General features: G+C 46.3%; 15 protein-coding genes. 13 read left to right on the top strand and 2 right to left on the bottom strand.

Translation table 11 applies throughout. From position 1 onward, the window contains the following. The first annotated feature begins 57 nt into the window (after window positions 1–57). From ACL9RM_RS22245 to ACL9RM_RS22230, 4 genes are all read left to right on the top strand, one after another. Window positions 58–1,551 carry a tagaturonate reductase gene (locus ACL9RM_RS22245; protein WP_250268151.1) on the top strand — a complete coding sequence of 498 codons (1,494 nt, stop codon included), beginning with the start codon at window positions 58–60 and terminating at the stop codon, window positions 1,549–1,551. A gap of 17 nt (window positions 1,552–1,568) precedes the next feature. After that, window positions 1,569–3,068, top strand: coding sequence for a UxaA family hydrolase (locus tag ACL9RM_RS22240; protein WP_250268152.1), 1,500 nt, complete (start codon window positions 1,569–1,571; stop codon window positions 3,066–3,068). 127 nt (window positions 3,069–3,195) lie between these two features. Beyond that, the gene (locus ACL9RM_RS22235; protein WP_250268153.1) at window positions 3,196–3,642 is read left to right on the top strand and encodes an acetyltransferase; all 447 of its coding nucleotides are present in this window, start codon (window positions 3,196–3,198) and stop codon (window positions 3,640–3,642) included. Window positions 3,643–3,823: 181 nt separating this feature from the next. Continuing rightward, window positions 3,824–4,681 carry a DNA-binding protein gene (locus tag ACL9RM_RS22230; RefSeq protein WP_250268154.1) on the top strand — a complete coding sequence of 286 codons (858 nt, stop codon included), beginning with the start codon at window positions 3,824–3,826 and terminating at the stop codon, window positions 4,679–4,681. A 246-nt stretch (window positions 4,682–4,927) separates the two neighbouring features. On the opposite strand, the gene ACL9RM_RS22225 is transcribed toward ACL9RM_RS22230, so the two are convergent. Further along, window positions 4,928–5,818: a hypothetical protein gene (locus ACL9RM_RS22225; protein WP_250268155.1), complete on the bottom strand. Its 891-nt coding sequence runs from the start codon at window positions 5,816–5,818 to the stop codon at window positions 4,928–4,930. A 253-nt stretch (window positions 5,819–6,071) separates the two neighbouring features. Here ACL9RM_RS22225 and ACL9RM_RS22220 point away from each other — a divergent pair, with 253 nt between their 5' ends. The 6 genes from ACL9RM_RS22220 to ACL9RM_RS22195 all read left to right on the top strand — a co-directional run bounded on the left by ACL9RM_RS22220 (window position 6,072) and on the right by ACL9RM_RS22195 (window position 13,321). Next, complete coding sequence (locus ACL9RM_RS22220; protein ID WP_069291771.1) at window positions 6,072–7,034, top strand: ABC transporter permease; 963 nt, start codon at window positions 6,072–6,074, stop codon at window positions 7,032–7,034. A gap of 14 nt (window positions 7,035–7,048) precedes the next feature. Continuing rightward, window positions 7,049–7,936 carry a carbohydrate ABC transporter permease gene (locus ACL9RM_RS22215; RefSeq protein WP_061830342.1) on the top strand — a complete coding sequence of 296 codons (888 nt, stop codon included), beginning with the start codon at window positions 7,049–7,051 and terminating at the stop codon, window positions 7,934–7,936. 26 nt (window positions 7,937–7,962) lie between these two features. After that, window positions 7,963–9,609: an extracellular solute-binding protein gene (locus ACL9RM_RS22210; RefSeq protein WP_250268911.1), complete on the top strand. Its 1,647-nt coding sequence runs from the start codon at window positions 7,963–7,965 to the stop codon at window positions 9,607–9,609. Between the two features lie 46 nt (window positions 9,610–9,655). Beyond that, complete coding sequence (locus tag ACL9RM_RS22205) at window positions 9,656–11,617, top strand: sensor histidine kinase (RefSeq protein ID WP_069291772.1); 1,962 nt, start codon at window positions 9,656–9,658, stop codon at window positions 11,615–11,617. Then, window positions 11,589–12,377, top strand: coding sequence for a response regulator transcription factor (locus ACL9RM_RS22200; RefSeq protein WP_061830344.1), 789 nt, complete (start codon window positions 11,589–11,591; stop codon window positions 12,375–12,377). The genes ACL9RM_RS22205 and ACL9RM_RS22200 overlap by 29 nt, the downstream gene beginning before the upstream one ends. A gap of 131 nt (window positions 12,378–12,508) precedes the next feature. After that, entirely contained in the window at window positions 12,509–13,321 is an 813-nt protein-coding gene (locus ACL9RM_RS22195) for a DUF3891 family protein (protein ID WP_250268156.1), read from the top strand. 114 nt (window positions 13,322–13,435) lie between these two features. Here ACL9RM_RS22195 and ACL9RM_RS22190 read toward each other — a convergent pair whose 3' ends face one another. After that, a complete protein-coding gene (locus ACL9RM_RS22190; protein WP_023988334.1) occupies window positions 13,436–13,573 on the bottom strand; it encodes a hypothetical protein in 138 nt (45 codons plus the stop codon). Window positions 13,574–13,830: 257 nt separating this feature from the next. On the opposite strand from ACL9RM_RS22190, the gene ACL9RM_RS22185 reads away from it, so the two are divergent. Genes ACL9RM_RS22185 through ACL9RM_RS22175 form a run of 3 tightly spaced genes read left to right on the top strand, consistent with a single transcriptional unit; the run spans window position 13,831 to window position 18,602 of the window. After that, on the top strand, window positions 13,831–14,976 hold the full coding sequence (locus tag ACL9RM_RS22185; RefSeq protein ID WP_069291775.1) for a glucose-1-phosphate adenylyltransferase: 1,146 nt from the start codon (window positions 13,831–13,833) through the stop codon (window positions 14,974–14,976). Window positions 14,977–14,999: 23 nt separating this feature from the next. Then, window positions 15,000–16,103: a glucose-1-phosphate adenylyltransferase subunit GlgD gene (gene glgD / locus ACL9RM_RS22180; protein WP_250268157.1), complete on the top strand. Its 1,104-nt coding sequence runs from the start codon at window positions 15,000–15,002 to the stop codon at window positions 16,101–16,103. 45 nt (window positions 16,104–16,148) lie between these two features. Further along, window positions 16,149–18,602: a glycogen/starch/alpha-glucan phosphorylase gene (locus tag ACL9RM_RS22175; protein WP_250268158.1), complete on the top strand. Its 2,454-nt coding sequence runs from the start codon at window positions 16,149–16,151 to the stop codon at window positions 18,600–18,602. Window positions 18,603–18,776: the final 174 nt, after the last annotated feature.

Here is an 18,776-nt window from a genome sequence, read left to right as displayed (position 1 = left end):
TGCATTGTGATAAAATAACGATGAAATCATTATGGTAATTGTGGGAGGTTACTCCGGATGAAACAAGTAGATGAATTAGACCAATTAAACAGAAAAAGCTTTATCGTTACTGAACCACATCCCGAGAGGGTGCTGCAATTCGGGGAAGGGAACTTCCTGCGTGCTTTTGTAGACTGGCAATTTGACAAAATGAATAAGCTGGCAGAATGGAATACGGGAGTTGTGATTGTACAACCGCAGCCAGGAGGCCTCGTGGAGAAGCTTAACGAGCAGGATGGCCTGTATACGGTTATTCTTGAAGGGATTAAGGATGGGAAGGCCATGAAGGAGCATACCGTTGTGGAGTGCGTCACTCGTGGGATTAATCCGTACGGTTCGGACTTTGTGGAGTATGAAGCATTATCCCAAAAGCCGGAGCTGCGTTTTGTCGTGTCGAACACGACGGAAGCGGGGATCGCTTATGCCCCAGAGGATCAATTGGAAGATCGTCCGCAAAAGAGCTTTCCAGGCAAGCTAGCCGCCTTTCTGTACAAGCGCTTTCAATTCTTCGGGGGCGATCAGAGCAAGGGATTGGTGATCATTCCGTGCGAGCTCATCGACCGTAATGGAGACGCTCTCAAGGAAATCGTACTGAAATATGCGGACCAATGGAAGCTTGGGGCCGAGTTTATTGCATGGTTGGAGGAATCGAATACGTTCTGCAACAGTTTGGTCGATCGGATTGTACCTGGCTATCCCAAAGACCGAATCCATGAAATTCAAGCAGAATTAGGTTACAAGGACGATTTGGTTGTTGTGGGCGAACAGTATCATTTATGGGTTATTGAAGGGCCACAGTGGCTTAAAGAAGAATTACCTGCTCATTTGGCCGGATTGAATGTACTGATTGTTGACGATATGGCACCCTACCGTACACGGAAAGTACGCATTTTGAATGGAGCACATACGGCTCTTACACCTGTAGCTTATTTATATGGCCTGGACACGGTGGGGCAGGCGGTCGAGCATGATATTATGGGCAACTTTATCCAGTCGCTGATCCGAGAAGAAATTATTCCGACGCTGGACTCGTCAGAAGCGGAATTGAATGTATATGCCGACGATGTTATTGAACGATTCCGTAATCCATATGTAAGTCATTATGTTATGAGTATCGCACTAAATTCGGTGTCCAAGTTCAAGACACGGAACTTGCCATCCTTGCTCCAGTATGTGACACAGCGTAAGGCGTTGCCTGCCAAAATTGTATTTTCGCTGGCGTCCCTGATCGTATTTTATCGGGGAGACAGAAATGGTGAGTCGATTGCGTTGGCAGATGAAGCGGAAGTGTTGAGCACGTTTGGTGAACTGTGGAGTCAATATGACGGTACTCTCGCCGGGGCGAAGCAATTGACTGCGCTCGTACTCGGCCAGCAGACATGGTGGGGTCAAGACCTGAACCAGATCGAAGGGCTGGCTGAACAAACGGCACAGCACGTGTATGAAATTACAAGCAGAGGAATAAAGGAGACGCTCGATTCTCTAACCGGGAACAGCGTGCCCAGAGCATAAGCAAGGAGGAGACCGGAATGCTGGAATTCATTCAAATTCATGATCAAGATAACGTGGCTGTCGCCTTGCGTGATTACAAGCAGGGAGAGACACTGGCGTGGGGAGCACAAGAAGAACAACGAGTGGAGCTAGCCGAGGATGTAGCACGTGGGCATAAAATCGCCTTGCAGGATATACCGGAAGGTGAGCATGTTCTGAAATACGGATATCCCATTGGTCATGCCATTCAGCCCATTCAGGCAGGACAGCATGTGCATACGCATAATACGAAGACGAACCTGACAGGCGTGGAGGAGTACACTTATAAGCCTAAGCCAGCTCCTCATTTATATGAACAGGAGAGTCGTACGTTTCAAGGTTTTCGGCGAAAGGACGGTCGTGTGGGGATTCGCAATGAGTTGTGGATTGTGCCGACGGTCGGCTGTGTGAACGGGATCGCTGAACTTATTTTAAACCGTTTCAAGCAGGAAGCGGGAGATATTTCACCTTTTGAAAATGCACTTGTGCTTAAGCATAACTATGGTTGTTCTCAGTTGGGTGACGATCACGCACATACGCGCACGATTTTGATCGATGCTGTGAAACATGCGAACGCAGGTGGCGTACTTGTACTGGGTTTGGGCTGTGAGAACAATGAAATGAAAGAATTTAAGGAAGCCATCGGGGAATATGATTCGGAGCGGGTAAAGTTTTTGCTTTCCCAGGATGTGTCGGATGAAGTAGAGGAAGGGGTAAGGCTGCTTCATGAAATTTTTGCGGCCGTGCAAGAAGATCGACGGGAACCTGTACCTTTGTCTGAGCTGAACATCGGCTTGAAATGCGGTGGATCTGATGGCTTATCGGGTATTACTGCCAACCCACTACTCGGACGATTGTCGGATTATATGGCCGCGCAAGGTGGAACAACGGTATTGACAGAAGTACCTGAAATGTTCGGGGCGGAGACGATTTTAATGGAGCGCGCTGCCGATGAGCAAGTATTTAATAAGATCGTACATCTGATTAACGATTTCAAACAATATTTTCTGGATTACAAGCAGCCAGTATACGAAAATCCGTCGCCGGGCAATAAAGCAGGGGGCATCACGACACTGGAGGATAAATCACTGGGCTGTACGCAAAAATCCGGGTCTTCCACGGTCACTGATGTCATTCAGTACGGGGAGCGTCTTAAGACCAAGGGACTCAACCTACTCAGCGCACCGGGCAACGATCTAGTGGCATCTTCAGCTCTCGCCGCAGCGGGCTGCCAGCTCGTCATTTTCACAACCGGACGCGGTACGCCGTTTGGCTCCTTTGTTCCGACGATGAAGGTCTCAACCAACTCGCCGTTGTATAAAGCTAAACCTCATTGGATCGACTATAACGCCGGTTCACTGGTGGAGGATGTCAGTATGGAAGAAGCGCTCCGCAACTTTGTTGATTACATTGTCGATGTAGCCAGCGGAACCTGGGTGAACAATGAGAAAAACAATTTCAGAGAGCTCGCTATTTTTAAAAACGGTGTTACGTTGTAAAAGGCTGTAGTGTAAGGGAGGCGGAATTATTCCGCTTCCTTTTTTGTGTTTGTATGCTTCAAAATAGGCATGTTAGACTTACTGCAAAACATGCAATATCGATTTTTAAATGAGGGGGGAAGTACAAGTGCAAAATGAAATTGTTGCTTATCGTGAAGAAAATCATGATCAACTCGTTGATATTTGGCAGCGGGCTGTACGCCGGACGCACACATTTTTGTCGGAAGAGGACATTCAATTTTATCATCATATCGTACGCAATGGTGTTTTAAGAGAACTTGAAGTTTGGATGGAATTGAATACAAGTCAAGAACCAACAGGTTTTATCGGGCTGGACGGATTGAAAATAGAGATGCTGTTTGTGGACCCTGAACGGCATGGGCAGGGCATAGGCAGCCGACTCATCCAGTATGCTGAAAAGATAAAAGGGAAGCATCTCAAAGTGGACGTGAATGAGCAGAACGAGAAAGCGTATGCTTTCTACAGACATTACGGCTTTGTACTAACGGGGCGATCTGCACTGGATGGATCAGGTAGGGCATTTCCTTTGCTTCACATGGAAATGAACAAGTGAACGATCCACTTACATCGGTATTTTAAAAACTGGAATATATTATCATAATGCACTTGTCATATGTTTGAATTTATGATATAACTTAATTACGTAATAACTACGTAATTAAGTTATTTTCAGTTAGGATTTAGATCTTACTTTTGTTTGGTGAATATAAAAGTCGGATAAGGAGGCGGGAACGGTGGATGATCTTGTTCACTCCGACATCACAGATCTAGACACACTTGTTAACATGATTAAGCTGTCTTTTTCATTTGCGGATGGTGCCAATATGATTGCTTTATGCGACCGGTTGTATAGCCATGTCAACCAAAAGTATCAGGAATTACAGCTCTACAAAGCGCGCAAGAAACCTATACCACCCATACATACCAAACGGCCGCTAGTCTACTACTACGGCTACAGTCATCTCATGAAAGGCATGGCCTTCCAAAAACAGGGCAAGTATGAGGCCGCTCGCGATTGCATCGAAAAATATGCAGAATTGGGCTGGTTTAATGGTCTCGATCAATATGGGGAAGCAGAGGTCGAATATTACCGCTATGCTGCCAGAGCTAATTTGTATGCCCTTGATATTTTGTCAGGCCATGCCGAAGTGTTGCAGGAATACATGCAATTTCTTCATAATAATCCGGAAGAGCTGTTACCGGGGCTTCTTTCCATCGTTGAGGGAGCGTCGAGATATGACTATCCTTTAGAGGCTGTGCTTGAATCATTTGCCGAACAAATTGAAGGTTTTAAATATTTAGAAGAGCCCGTGAATGTATCTTATTATTTTCGCTTCTGCTATCAGTTGGCTCTTTATTATATCAAGCAACAACAGTTTACGGTTGCGTTGGGCTATATCCTGCAATCTCTCATGTTGTCCGATACCCTGGGTATGGAACATGAGCATGAGTTTAGGAAATGTACTGCTATATTTGAAATTTTCAGATCCCAAGCTACAGCAACACAGCAAGACCAATATATAACTATTTTAAAAGGAGTGTTAAAGGATGAAAAAATTGATTTCACGCCCTCTGTCGCTCAGTCTGTTTAGCTTGCTAGTGTTTGTTACAAGTCATGACCTCATCACGGTATTCTATCATGGAGCCAATCATTAAGAAGGCAGAAGTAAAGTAGAAAATTAGTTGTTTTAGCAGGTAGGCAGTTCATTTGAAAATATGATGTGGAAGTACACCCAATAGCAAGTAAGCTCATTAAGATCAGGGCTTACTTGCTATTTGGCGTATTATGAAGATCGATCATAACGCATATATATAACGTGGTACATGTCCCAAAATATTTAGGCTGTTGTAGGTTTATGCAGCAAACCTTGTTCTGATGGGTGCAATGAAATTCTTGTCTGTTGGTAGCTCGGGAATGGTTCTTCCGTGCTGTATGATCTGCTTTTTAACGCTGCATCTAGTGCCCGTAGCAAGGAGCCTATGAATTGCTCTGGAGAAAAGAAAATGCTTTTCCCGACCATATGAATGTGAAGCTCGTTATGGTCACGGTTACTTACAGACAGCAATATACCTTGACCCTGAAAACCCGTACCGATTGCGCGTATTTTGTTTATACCCGAGAGCAGCATTTCCGTTTTCACCGCACGCCCCTGTTCCTCCACAAATACAGAAATCAGGCGTTTGTCTGTAACGATAACAATTTGGTTACCCCGAAACGTATGGCTCAGGTGTAGAAAATCTTTATATACCCCAATAGTCTGCTCATGCGGAGAAACAATCCCCATTCGTACAAACTCATCCAGCTCAGTGATATCGGGCTCCTGGTGATTTTTAATTCGTTTTTTGATACTGAACTGAATGGTTAGGATACCCAGAATAGCTATGAGAAAAGCGCTAAGTCGGACGTTAAATACAAAGAACATCAGGACAATAAGGCCGCCTACTAACCACTGTCCCCAAGTTAGATAGCGCAGCTTTTGTTGTACCGTACGACGATAATAACCGTAGCCCTTTCCCGGTTGATACTCCTTAGTAAACTTTGTCATACCACGCATCATGGTTAATCCATAGACGGATAAAATTGTCATCGCGAGCGCCAAGAGCGTCATAAGCCATTCCTGAGCTGCAATGCCAACTAAAGTGCACAGGCCAAACATGATGAGCCCCGCCCAGCAGGCAACCTTTTTAATTCGGACCTGTTTCTGAATCGAACGAACCAATTCTTCCATTCTTAATCCTCCTGATCTAGGTATATAGGTAATGATTGGAATCACATATAATCTTATCGTACCATCTGATAGTCTTCTTCGTAAATTAATAGATGTAAATATCCAAAGGCTGGAAGAAAACTTGTGCGTATAGTTAGATCCCCACCTGAAATTTAGATACCAAAATCAAAAAATCCAGTACTACTCATTCGAAGCAGAAGCCTCTAAAATAATAAATGTAAGTGCTTACATCACAAAGAAGGGAGGTCCTCGTATGAGTACAGGATGGAAGAATCTGCAGACACAGCCGCCGGTTCGATCGGGGAGAGGGGCATCACTAGCGCGCAAATGGGTTCAACAAAGACATTTGCAGACCATGGCGCTGCTTGGGGTGGTTTGGATGATTATTTTTCATTACATTCCGATGTACGGTATTTTAATTGCGTTCAAACATTTTGACATCATTGGAACCATATCAAGCGCACCTTGGGCGGGGTTAGAGCATTTTCGGGCCTTTTTGGAGGATGATAACTTTTGGTACATTGTCAAAAACACACTGGGCATTAGCTTGCTCAAGCTGGCGATTGGGTTCCCGTTGCCCATTGTATTTGCTCTGTTCCTGAATGAAATACGATCCATTCGGTTCAAAAAATCTATTCAGACCATTTCGTACCTTCCTCACTTTTTATCTTGGGTTATTCTTGGCGGGATCTTAACGACGTGGCTGGCAGATACCGGGATGATTAATCAACTGTTGCTAGCCTGGGGTTGGATTGACCAGCCGATCAGTTATTTGGCAGAGCCGAGCTATTTTTGGGGTATCGTCGTTAGCTCGGATATCTGGAAGGAGCTTGGATGGTCAGCTATTATCTATTTGGCAGCAATGGCGGGAGTATCTACGGACATGTACGAAGCGGCCACCATTGACGGGGCCGGACGGTTTCAGAAAATGTGGTACGTCACACTTCCCGCTATCAAGGGGACAATATCCATTTTGTTTATTTTGGCGGTCAGCGGCATATTGAACTCCAACTTCGATCAAATTCTCGTCCTGCGTAACTCGCTGAATGAAAGTGCAAGTAATGTAGTTGATATTTATGTATATCAGGTGGGCATTCAGCAGGGCCGTTTCTCGTATTCTACCGCAGTGGGTTTGCTAAAATCGGTTCTTGCTCTCATTTTGCTGCTAATTGCCAATTCGGTGACCAAGCGGGTGAATAATACATCCCTATTTTGAAGGAGGACAGCTGCATGCAGCTATTGCAACGCAGAACAGCAGGCGAAGCGATATTCGATTTCGTGAACAACGTCTTCATGCTGATCATTTGTTTTGTGACGTTGTATCCCGTGTGGTATGTGCTGGTGAACTCCTTTAACGAAGGAGCAGACGCGATGCGGGGCGGTATTTACTGGTGGCCGAGAGTCTTCAGTCTGGGCAGCTATCAGGCTGTGTTTGCCAACAACGGTATTATGACTGCGATGGGAGTGACTATTGCCAAGACGTTAATCGGCACGATTGTTCATGTGTTTTTTACCGCTATGATTGCATATGCATATTCCCGTAAGGAGCTGATCGGGCGCAAGCTATATATGCTGATTGGCACCATTACTCTGTTTTTCGGTGGGGGATTGATTCCAACGTACTTGCTGATTCGTGATCTCGGACTGCTGGACAGCTTTTGGGTGTACATCATTCCTGCGATGTTCAGCTTTTTTGACCTTATTATTTTTATGGCTTTTTTCCGAGAACTGCCGGATGCATTGGAAGAGGCGGCGAAAATAGACGGTGCGAACGATTTCGGTATCTTTTGCCGGATCGTGCTTCCTGTATCTATGCCGGTAGTAGCGACGATTGCGTTGTTTCATGGGGTATACCAGTGGAACGATTATTTTACTGGAATGATCTATATTAATAATACGGATCTTCAGCCGATTCAAACGTATTTGTACCGGGTTGTTGCCCAATCCAGCTCTAATCAGATGATGGCTGCTGCGCCGGGGGTCGTTGCCCAGTCTGTCACTTCGCAATCGATCAAGCTGGCGACGATGGTTGTGACGACACTGCCCATTGTACTGGTATATCCTTTTCTGCAAAAATATTTCGTCAAGGGTCTGATGATCGGCTCGATTAAGGGATAGCACATCATCCAAGGGGGAGATTTATGATGAACATTTGCAAATGGCAGAAGGGGCTGTTGGCTTCTGTTCTGCTGGTGGGTTTGCTCGCGGCATGTACGTCCGGTGGAGGCGGTACTGTCACGGAATTGAAGGACGAGAAGACCAAGGCTACGGCAGATGTACCAGGATGGAAGGCGGATAAGGAGCCGATTACGTTTGACTGGTATTTGAACTTTTCCTGGTTCCCGAACAAGTGGGGGACGGATATGACCTCAAAGTATGTTACACAAAAGACTGGGGTCAGCGTCAATTTTATCGTACCCGCAGGGAATGAAAATGAAAAGCTCAATACCATGCTGGCCTCCGGCAAGCTGCCTGATTTTGTCACGCTGGGTTGGGGAGAGGACGCGGTCAAAAAAATGATCGAGGGTAAGCTGGTGCTTCCGCTCAACAAGCTGGCCGAGAAATACGATCCGTATCTGATTAAAATAGCTGATCCGGCGAAAATGTCCTGGTATCGCCAAACGGACGGGAATGTATACGGGTATCCTAACGCTTCTTCTTCGCCACAGGATTATCAAAATTACGGCCAAAATTTTGTGTCCAACCAGACGTTTATGGTTCGGAAGGATATGTACGAGGCGATCGGCAAACCAGATATGAGGACACCAGAAGGATTTTTGAAAGCGCTTCAAAAAGTGAAAGAGAAATTTCCGGAGGTGAACGGTCAGCCTCTTATCCCGATAGGATTTCACGAATTTACAGATAACGGAAATTATTCTTTTGAAGACTATTTACTCAATTTTCTAGCCATTCCTCATGAAAAGGACGGCAAGCTATACGATCGTCGTTCGGACAAAGAGTATATTCGCTGGCTCAAAACATTCCGTCAAGCAAATGAGCAGGGCCTGATCGCCAAGGACGTATTTATCGACAAACGTCCGCAAATGGAGGAAAAGGTGGCACAGGGCCGATATTTTGCCATGCTATATCAGCGTTCTGACTTTGCCACTCAACAGGTACTGTTATATGCGAAGGACCCGAACTCCGTCTATATCGCGGTGGATGGACCTTCGAACAGTAAGCTGGACCCGCCGACGCTGGCCGGGCCGGGTATTTCCGGCTGGACGGTGACGCTTATTTCGAAGGATGTCAAAGACAAGGAGCGAGCTATTGAATTTCTGACTTATCTGATTAGCGAGGAAGGAAATCGTGACCTGTATCTGGGGGAGCAGGGCAAGCTATGGGACATGGTCAACGGTCGGCCAGCCTTCAAGCCGGAGGTACAGGAGCTGCTGAACAAGGATCGTTCTGCTTTTGATAAAAAATATGGCGCCTCCTTCACCTTCTGGATGCTGATGGATACGAATATGAATTTGCAGTGGGCGCCGCCCAGCGTCGAGCCGTATAAGCAGCCAGAGGATTGGACGAAAGGCAAGACGAAAGGCTTCTCCCAATATGACAATATTAAACCGACCGGAACTTCGGCAGAGGGCATTGCGTCAGGCCAGATAGATAAAATTTGGGGCAGGACATTGCCGAAGCTGCTGCTGGCTTCCTCAGATGAGGAATTCGACCAGCTGTTTGCTCGCTTTTTGGAAGACCGCAGAAAAGTAGGATATGACAAAGTTATGGTCTATCAGCAAAAAGCCTATGAGGAAAACCTTAAGAAAATTGAACAGTTCACCAAATGATCTAATTCAATGCTTTAATCTATTGAACCCCTAAGGATGTGATTTCATGCCAGGCCGTGCACGTTCACAGATGAAGAGCCTGCTGCGCCGCACTATATGGCAGTGGATGAAGGGTACGGCCGATCGGCTTGGCGGTTGCTCCCTTCAAGTTAAGCTCATTGTCGCGTATATCGGAGTCATTTTAATCCCGGTGGTATTATTCTCGCTATATACCTTTCACCAACTGTACGAGAATACCATGCACGACATCACCGTACAAAATCAGTATGTGTTGGATACAGAGCTGGCCCATATTCATAGCAATATGGAAATTATGGAGCGAACCGCACAGCTTGCGATCTCAGATCGCAACGTACTTCGTTATCTGACCGAGGAACGTGAAATAAGCAGCGATGAGCTAGTCCAATTCAACTTGAATGTGTTTCCAAATTTACAGCACTTGCTGTACAGTAATCCCAATGTAGAGAACATTCGACTGTATACCAATAATCCCCAGGCGCATGAAATATGGCCGATGATTTTCAAAGAATCACGATTGCCTAAGGCTTCCTGGCTGAAAATGGCCCAACTCCGACAAGGGAAAATATGGTGGGAAATGTACAAGGGGCCGAAAAGCTTACTTCTGGGGCAATCCCGGCAGGAAAGTGAGACAGTGCAGTATATGGCACTGCTGCGTGAAATTCAGTCTACCGGAGGAAGACACGCAGGTCTGGTAGAAACAAACATGAGGCTGGAGCTGTTTTCACCTAGAGTATTTGGAATCCCACAACGTGATCGTGCATGGCAAATGTTCATTCTGGACGGCGATTCCAGCGCAAGGAACGCTGAAAAACCAATGTCTTCTAGCGATATAGCTACAGCTTCCTCTCTATCAGATTCAATTTCCATCCCTCTGTCCCATGTGCACCATCTGTTTCAGTCCCAGGTTCAGGGACCGGGTGGTGCTTTTGATTTTTCCTATGAGAATAAGCCTTATCTCGGTATGTATCGTTATATAGAAGGGTTGGACGCCTATTTGCTAAATGTGGTGGCGTTGGACGGTCCGCTGGGTGATCTCCGTCAGAAACGCAATGCCATGCTGCTCATTATTAGTATGCTGATTGTGTTTATGTCCGTCATTTCTTATACCCTGCATGCCTTCATTCTCAAGCAGCTACATACACTGCGTGAATCCATGAAAAAAGTAGAGCAGGAGGGTGACTTTCAGCTTAGAATTCCAGTATATGGGCGGGGAGAAGTGGCTGAGCTGGCTCTATATTTTCGCAGTCTGCTAAGTCGGATTAACGGACTCATTGCCGAGGCAGTACACAAGCAGGCCGCTGCTCAGGAGGCTGAACTGCTAGCGCTCAAGCATCAGATTGATTCCCATTTTCTCTATAATACATTGGAAAATTTAAAAATGATGGCGGAGATAGAACGGCAGTATCCGCTGTCGGATGCCCTTACCTCCCTTGGCTCGATGATGCGTTATAATCTCCAATGGTCCGGGTCGTGTGTTGCGTTGCGGGATGAAATCCGACATATCCAGCATTACGTGGCCATCATGAACATTCGCCACGATAACCAAATTGGATTGGAAATTCATCTATCGTCGGCGTTTATGGAACTGGAGATGCTGAAAATGTCGCTGCAGCCTGTAGTCGAAAATGCTATCAAGCACGGTTGGAGTACATTGCAAAGCCCATTCAGCATCACGATTGAAGCCTGCTCTAAGCAGGATATCATAGAATTGCGTATACAGGATAACGGAGTGGGGATATCTGAAGAAAGAAGAAACGCCATCATGGCTGGTCTAGCGCGAACGGATATGGATTCCCATGAGCCCGGGATGAATGGGGGAATCGGTTTGTATAATGTACATCGCCGTTTAAGTATGCAGTATGGCGAAGAGTATGGCATAAGACTGGACAGCATCCCCGGACAATCGACGACAGTGACCCTAATTTTGCCTAGACGTTACATGATGAGGGGGGCGGACCATGACGACCAAGCTGTTGATTGCGGATGACGAGAAAAATATTCGAATGGGACTTCAAGCTATGATCGAACGGGAATTTTCCGGTCTCTATGAATGTTTACTGGTCAAGGACGGAAGGGAAGCCTGGCAGCATGTGAAGCAGTTTTTGCCCGAGTTGGTGATAACGGATATCCGTATGCCTGTTATGGATGGCATTATGCTGATGCAGCATATTCGCGAGCTGGAGCCGGAACGCAGACCTTTGGTGATCATTCTCAGTGGATATGACGAGTTCCAGTATGCGCGCGAAGCGATTCGCTGCGGGGCACGGGAGTATTTGCTCAAGCCGATTGTAAGGGAGGAGCTGTTTGGTGCGCTGGCAGTTTTGAATGAGGAATTGAAGGAGAGGAACCACCTCATAGACGATAGTGTTGTCAGCGTAGAGAAAGATAGACTGGCTGGCGCGAGTGTGATCGCCGATAGAAACGGTAGCATGACACGTGCTATCCAATACATCCATGCTCATTACAGCGAGGATTTAAATATGGCAGTAGTATCCAATTCAGTATCCTTGAATTATACGTATTTTAGTCAGGCTTTCAAAGCCTATACAGGCCTTAGCTTTGTTCAATATGTAAAAAGGCTGCGCATTGCAGAAGCCAAAAAGCTGCTGGAGTGTCAAGGGGGCAAGATTTATGAAATTGCGGCTAACGTGGGTTTTGACAATGCAAAGCATTTTAACAAAGTGTTTCGTGAGCTGGAGGGGATGACCCCACAGCAGTTTCGAGTGCAGAATCAAAAGGGTAATTAGATATAAAGAGGCGGAAAACTTGCCTGCCTTTTTACCCTTATCCTGATATAATAAACGTAAGCATAACCATGGCCTTCGATCAGAGAGTTTGTACACAATCACACGAATCGCCGAACGGAAGGGGAGAGCATATGGTTATTTATGAAACGGACCAAGCTTATATCATGACGACGCAGCATGACCATGCCCATATTTCGGGTGAGTTGGCTTCACAATGGGAAGAGAGTGCCTTCAAGAATAGACGTCATAAGCAGGATTTTGTATATGCAGCAAGGGAGCATGATCGGGGTTGGATACAGTTAGACGCTGCTCCTTTCTGGAATGATCATGTATCTGCACCATATACATTTATTGATTTTCCGCTCAGTCCACGTTTTGTTTTCTATCGTCTTGGGATTGATGAAGTCGAACAAGGAAGTATGTATGCGGCGTTACTGTGTAGCTTGATGTACAAGGAGCTAGTCGGACGGACCGAGCATCAAAACGCTCAGGACAAGCAGATTACGCATGCTTATCAGGAGGCGGAGGAACAGCGTCGGCAGAGGCTCAAACAGGAGCTGGCATGTGGCGTAACCTTCGACCATCAAGTGCGGACCGATGTACGGAGAATGTTGTTTTGCGACGAATTGAGTCTGTTTTTGTGCAGCCGAGAGCCGGGTACGCCTACAGCAGATTATGAATGGTTTGCTGAAGGTTTAAGCTTCCCGGCTGTTCGACATGAAAGCGGGCGAGTTTGGGCCGAGTGGCTATCGGATCAGACTGTAGGTCTTTCCTTTTTTCCTTTCAGGGGAAAGGTAGGGATTACTCATACCTTTAAGCAGGTGGACAAGGAGAAAATTCGTACCTTTGGTCTCCTAGAGGCTTACCGTTCTTCCGAATGGACGCATCGAACCTTTACCGTTGAACATATCATGGAAGTAGAAGAACATAAGGAGAATGCCTGACCGTCTACGGATACAGCCTCGAACCATATTTTGTTCGTAGACGCAGAAAAAAGTCAGAGCAAAGCCTCCCTGAACCATGATTCAGAGAGGCTCGCTTTTTCTACCTTTAACATTCTACGATTTTGCAGATGTTTTCGCACGATTGACAATGGTCTGTACTTTATTCAATACCTTATCGCGTGCCCCTTTATTTTTCATCAGATACGTAACACCCATTCCCAATGCTGCTACCACCCATTTTTTATTCTTCATGAATAACGCCTCCTTATGATCATGTTGTCATACACGAATACTTTAAAAGTATCCAAAATGTGAAAAGATGAACGGGATTTTACGATTTAGTGATTCCTTGCACTCGTTCCGCATAACTATGATTTTACCCTTCTCCATCACATCTTACCCGTTCCTTCGCCAATGAAACGATTACGACTGTCTTTTCATGTTTAATGGATATTATCAAATATCCCGCCACAATTGCTTCAGACGCACATGACAGGGAGGTCTTTGTTATGAGAAAGAAGGAAGTGGTTGCCATGCTGCTCGCCGGCGGACAAGGCAAAAGACTCAAAGGACTTACCCGTACACTAGCCAAACCGGCAGTGTTTTTTGGAGGGACTTACCGCATTATTGATTTCCCTCTCAGCAATTGCACTCATTCTGGTATAGACACCGTAGGCGTATTGACCCAATACGAGCCGTTGGTGCTTCATTCCTATATCGGCGTAGGCAGCGACTGGGATTTGGATCGCCTGGATGGAGGAGTGTTCGTTTTACCTCCGCACGAGAAAGAAAATGGAAACAACTGGTACAGGGGCACGGCGGATGCAATTTATCGAAACCTGCATTTCTTGGATCAGTATGACCCGGAGCATGTACTCATTCTGTCAGGGGATCACATTTATAAAATGGACTACAGTCGAATGCTCCACTATCACAAGGAGAAGGAAGCAGACTGCACCATTTCTGTCATCAATGTCACGATTCAGGAAGCCCAACGATTTGGGATACTGAACGCCGATGATGATCTGAAAATATACGACTTCGAGGAGAAGCCTGAACAGCCGAAAAGTACATTGGCCTCCATGGGCATTTATTTGTTCAAATGGGAGGTGTTGCGTCGCTATTTACTGGAAAGCGCAAGCGATTCTGAATCCTCACATGATTTTGGCAAGGATATCATTCCATTGCTGCTTCAGCATGGCCGGTCGCTGTATGCGTACCCGTTTGCCGGGTACTGGAAGGATGTAGGTACCATTCAGAGCTTGTGGGAGTCCAACATGGATCTTCTGGTTCAGGATCCGCCTTTGGATCTGAACGATCCTTTCTGGCGCATCTATACCCGCAGTCCCAATCAACCGGCCCAGTATATAACCCAACGGGCGATTCTCAAAAACAGTATTGTAAATGAAGGCTGTATGGTGGATGGAGAAGTAAGGCATTCTGTACTATTTTATGGGGTCGAAGTAGGTGAAGGGAGCGTTATTACCGATTCTGTCATCATGCCGAACGTAAAAATTGGGCGCAATGTACGTATCCACCGGGCTATCGTGAATGAGAACATCGTTATTGAAGACAACGCGTTTATCGGACCTGAAGATAGTTCTGATGAGATTATTTTGTTCGATCAGGAAAGCCAGCTTCATGCACGAATTTAACCCGGATAAGGACGGTGTCTGCTATGAGCCGACTCATTGGAGTTATCAACCTGGATCACGAACTGGATCAGTTGAAGGAGTTGACCTATTTCCGGTGCGGGGCCGCAGTTCCCTTTGCCAGTCGATATCGGCTCATTGATTTTACCTTATCCAACATGATGCATGCAGGGGTGCATGATATTGCACTGTTTATCCGCCGCAAATACCGTTCGCTGCTGGATCATCTGGGTGAAGGTCGGCCTTGGGATTTAGACCGCAGACGGGGCGGGTTGTTTATTTTGCCACCGGACTGGAATGATCCGACGGATGCATCACGTGGAGATTTGCAGCATGTGCACAACAATCTGGATTTTTTTCATCGCTCATCGGGGCAAACCCTTGTTCACGCAGGAACTCAGCATGTCAATAAGGTTGATATCGACGATGTATACCGTTATCATCGGGAGAAAAATGCAGATGTTACCCTCGTATATAAACCCATAGACCAGCTCGAATCTGAGCATGCTCCTTGTGCACGACTGGAGATTGATGAGAACGGACGGGTGACTGGTATTCATCAGGAGCAGGATCATCATAATATTTATCTGGAAATGTTCGTGATGGACAAAGGCTTGTATCTGGATCAGGTGAAGCATTGCATAGCCCATCAGGATAATCATTTCTTTCGCGATGCCATCCAGAAAAACCCAAGTGGGCTGCGCATTTATGCGTATCGTTATGAAGGTTATCATGCAGTCATTAATTCTATCGAGAGCTACTATAAAAATAGCATGAAGCTACTGGATCAGCAGCAGTATCAAGCACTGTTTCAGAATCAGCCGGTGCATACCAAAATCAAGTATGAAGCCCCGACTCGTTATACGCACAGCGCCGAGGTGGATCATTCGCTTGTTGCTAATGGCTGCACCATTGGGGGCAAGGTCGAGAACAGTATTCTTTTCCGTGGAGTGCAGGTGGAGGAGGGCGCGCGGGTAAGCAACTCGATTATTATGCAAAAATGTGTCATCCGTAAAGGGGCAGTTGTGGAGAATGTGGTTTTAGATAAAGATGTACAGCTTTCACCAGATCGAACTCTGATTGGAGACATTAGAGTTCCCTATGTCATTGCCAAGAATAGCGTAATTTAAAGGATATACTTAGCCATTAAAACGGAAATAACAGGAGGTACAACTTTGTTCAGCAATAAAGAAGCTTTTAAGCAGGCTTTTCGAGAGCAACTGGTCGGAAGGCTGGGCAAACCGATGCAGGAGGCTCAGTCGGAAGACGTATATAAGGTTTTGGGTGGCATGATTCGTGAACAAGTCGGCAAGAATTGGGCAGAAACGAACCAAGCCTACAAAGAAGGACAAGAGAAGCAGATTTATTATTTTTCACTGGAATTTTTGATAGGTCGTCTACTGGGCAGTAATCTGCTGAATTTGGGCGTACTGGATATGGTTCGGCAGGCATTGGGTGAACTGGGCTGGGATCTGGAGGAAATCGAAGAACAGGAGGCGGACGCGGGGCTAGGCAATGGTGGTCTCGGCCGTCTGGCGGCTTGCTTCATGGACTCGCTGGCATCCCTTGGCTATGCAGGACATGGCTGCGGCATCCGATATAAATATGGTCTGTTTGAACAGCGTATTGTGGATGGAAATCAGGTTGAACTGCCGGATTACTGGCTACAGAAAGGGAATGTCTGGGAGGAACGCCGTCCTGACAAAAAGGTCGAGGTTCATTTTTGGGGAAGAGTGGAAACCCGTGAACAGGAGGGACGTCTTGTATTCGAGACACAGGATGCCGAAACAGTCTGGGCTGTCCCTTACGATATTCCGCTGGTGGGCTATGGTCAAGCGCAGGTGAATACGCTGCGGATTTGGAGTGCGGAATCAGCGCTTGATCCCGTTCGAGGACCGATTCGAGGCGAGGGCGGTTATTACCGCTTTCTCGACTACAATCGATCGGTGGAATCCATCTCGGCATTTCTATATCCGGATGACTCCAATTATGAGGGAAAGCTGCTTCGCTTGAAGCAGCAGTATTTCCTGTGCTCGGCCGGATTGCAAAGTATTTTGCGTACGTTCGAGAAGCTTCGTTTACCTTATAGCCAGTTGCCCGATAAAATAGCACTGCACATTAACGATACACATCCGACGCTGGTTATACCGGAACTGATGCGTATTCTGATAGACGTGAAGGGCTTGGGCTGGGACGATGCATGGGATATTACGACGCGAACCGTTTCATATACAAATCATACGATATTAAGTGAGGCGCTGGAACAATGGCCTGTCAATATGGTACGAGAGCTACTTCCTCGTATTTCCTTGATCATTGAAGAAATGAACAAACGTTATTGCGCTATGCTACTGGAGCGTTACCCGGGTCAGGACATCAAAATTGGTGAAATGGCGATTATTCACGGTGAACAAATCCGTATGGCTCACTTGGCAATCGTCGGCAGCTACAGCGTTAATGGGGTAGCTGCGCTGCATACGCAAATATTAAAGGAACGAGAGATGAAGTCGTTTCACGAGCTGTACCCTGACCGTTTTAATAATAAAACAAACGGGATTGCCCATCGTCGCTGGCTAATACATGCCAACCCGGAGCTGGCAAGCTTGTACGATGAGACCATCGGTACACGTTGGAGGACCCGTCCAAGGGAGCTCATCGACCTGCTTCGTTACAGTGGGGACGAGTCGTTCAAAGAACGGATACAGGCGATTAAGCGAAATAATAAAGTCAGGCTCGCTGAGCATGTTTTTGCAAAACAGGGCGTGCGGCTGGATACGTCCTCCATTTTTGATGTACAGGTCAAACGGTTGCATGGTTATAAGCGACAGCTGCTCAACATTTTGCATGTGATGCATTTATACAGTCAGCTTAAAAGTAATCCTGGCCTGGATGTGACGCCACGCACGTTTGTTTTTGGAGCCAAAGCCGCCCCCGGTTATTTTCTCGCCAAACAGACGATCAAGCTCATTAACAACGTGGCGGACACGATCAATCGGGATGTAGATGTCAAGGACAAGCTGAAAGTCGTTTTCCTTGAAAATTATTCGGTCTCGCTAGCGGAGCTGATTATTCCTGCGGCGGATGTCAGTGAGCAGATTTCCACGGCAGGCAAGGAAGCCTCAGGCACAGGGAACATGAAATTTATGATGAACGGTGCGCTCACAATAGGTACATTGGACGGAGCCAATGTTGAAATGCATGAAATGGTAGGCGATGCCAACATGTTCATTTTTGGATTGAAGGTGGATCAGATCGAGGCATATTACCGAGACGGCCAGTATTCGGCGCGCAAAACAGCCAACAGTGACGAAAGACTGCGTGAAGTGTTGGATCAACTCGTGAACGATGCTCCTTTTACGCGGCATGAACGGGAATTTGAGGCCATTTATCAATCCCTGATTGATCATAATGATGAATACTTTGTGCTCAAGGACTTCGCATCCTATGTGGATACACAGGTTCACATTGAACAAGTGTATCGGAATCCCTCGGAGTGGACTCGGCGTGCTATTGTGAATATGGCCCATTCTGGGAAATTTTCTAGTGATTGTACGATTCAGCAGTACGCGGCTGAGATTTGGGACATTGTACCTCTCCAAAACGATGTCAACAAGCGAATTCTGTCCTAAAACGGCGAAACAGGCGGAATAACATTGCTTTTCGAACGCTGAGGGTTATAATGACAGTATAGACATAAGTAAGGATGGGAGCTGTATTGACTCATTCCTGAACTTGAATAGTACTGTTGAAGGAGTCCTCCTATTGATAAAGCTCAATCCGAAAAGGCTCAAACCTCATAAATC

The organism is Paenibacillus sp. S29 (assembly GCF_049319765.1).
GTDB lineage: Bacteria > Bacillota > Bacilli > Paenibacillales > Paenibacillaceae > Paenibacillus > Paenibacillus polymyxa_B.
This window is presented reverse-complemented; position numbering and strand designations above follow the sequence as displayed.

Excerpts from the sequence above, each read along its gene's own strand:
- ACL9RM_RS22245 (WP_250268151.1), top strand. The coding sequence starts at position 58 with ATGAAACAAGTAGATGAATTAGACCAATTAAACAGAAAAAGCTTTATC.
- ACL9RM_RS22240 (WP_250268152.1), top strand. The coding sequence starts at position 1,569 with ATGCTGGAATTCATTCAAATTCATGATCAAGATAACGTGGCTGTCGCC.
- ACL9RM_RS22225 (WP_250268155.1), bottom strand. The coding sequence starts at position 5,818 with ATGGAAGAATTGGTTCGTTCGATTCAGAAACAGGTCCGAATTAAAAAG.
- ACL9RM_RS22220 (WP_069291771.1), top strand. The coding sequence starts at position 6,072 with ATGAGTACAGGATGGAAGAATCTGCAGACACAGCCGCCGGTTCGATCG.
- ACL9RM_RS22215 (WP_061830342.1), top strand. The coding sequence starts at position 7,049 with ATGCAGCTATTGCAACGCAGAACAGCAGGCGAAGCGATATTCGATTTC.
- ACL9RM_RS22210 (WP_250268911.1), top strand. The coding sequence starts at position 7,963 with ATGAACATTTGCAAATGGCAGAAGGGGCTGTTGGCTTCTGTTCTGCTG.
- ACL9RM_RS22205 (WP_069291772.1), top strand. The coding sequence starts at position 9,656 with ATGCCAGGCCGTGCACGTTCACAGATGAAGAGCCTGCTGCGCCGCACT.
- ACL9RM_RS22200 (WP_061830344.1), top strand. The coding sequence starts at position 11,589 with ATGACGACCAAGCTGTTGATTGCGGATGACGAGAAAAATATTCGAATG.
- ACL9RM_RS22195 (WP_250268156.1), top strand. The coding sequence starts at position 12,509 with ATGGTTATTTATGAAACGGACCAAGCTTATATCATGACGACGCAGCAT.
- ACL9RM_RS22190 (WP_023988334.1), bottom strand. The coding sequence starts at position 13,573 with ATGAAGAATAAAAAATGGGTGGTAGCAGCATTGGGAATGGGTGTTACG.
- ACL9RM_RS22185 (WP_069291775.1), top strand. The coding sequence starts at position 13,831 with ATGAGAAAGAAGGAAGTGGTTGCCATGCTGCTCGCCGGCGGACAAGGC.
- glgD (WP_250268157.1), top strand. The coding sequence starts at position 15,000 with ATGAGCCGACTCATTGGAGTTATCAACCTGGATCACGAACTGGATCAG.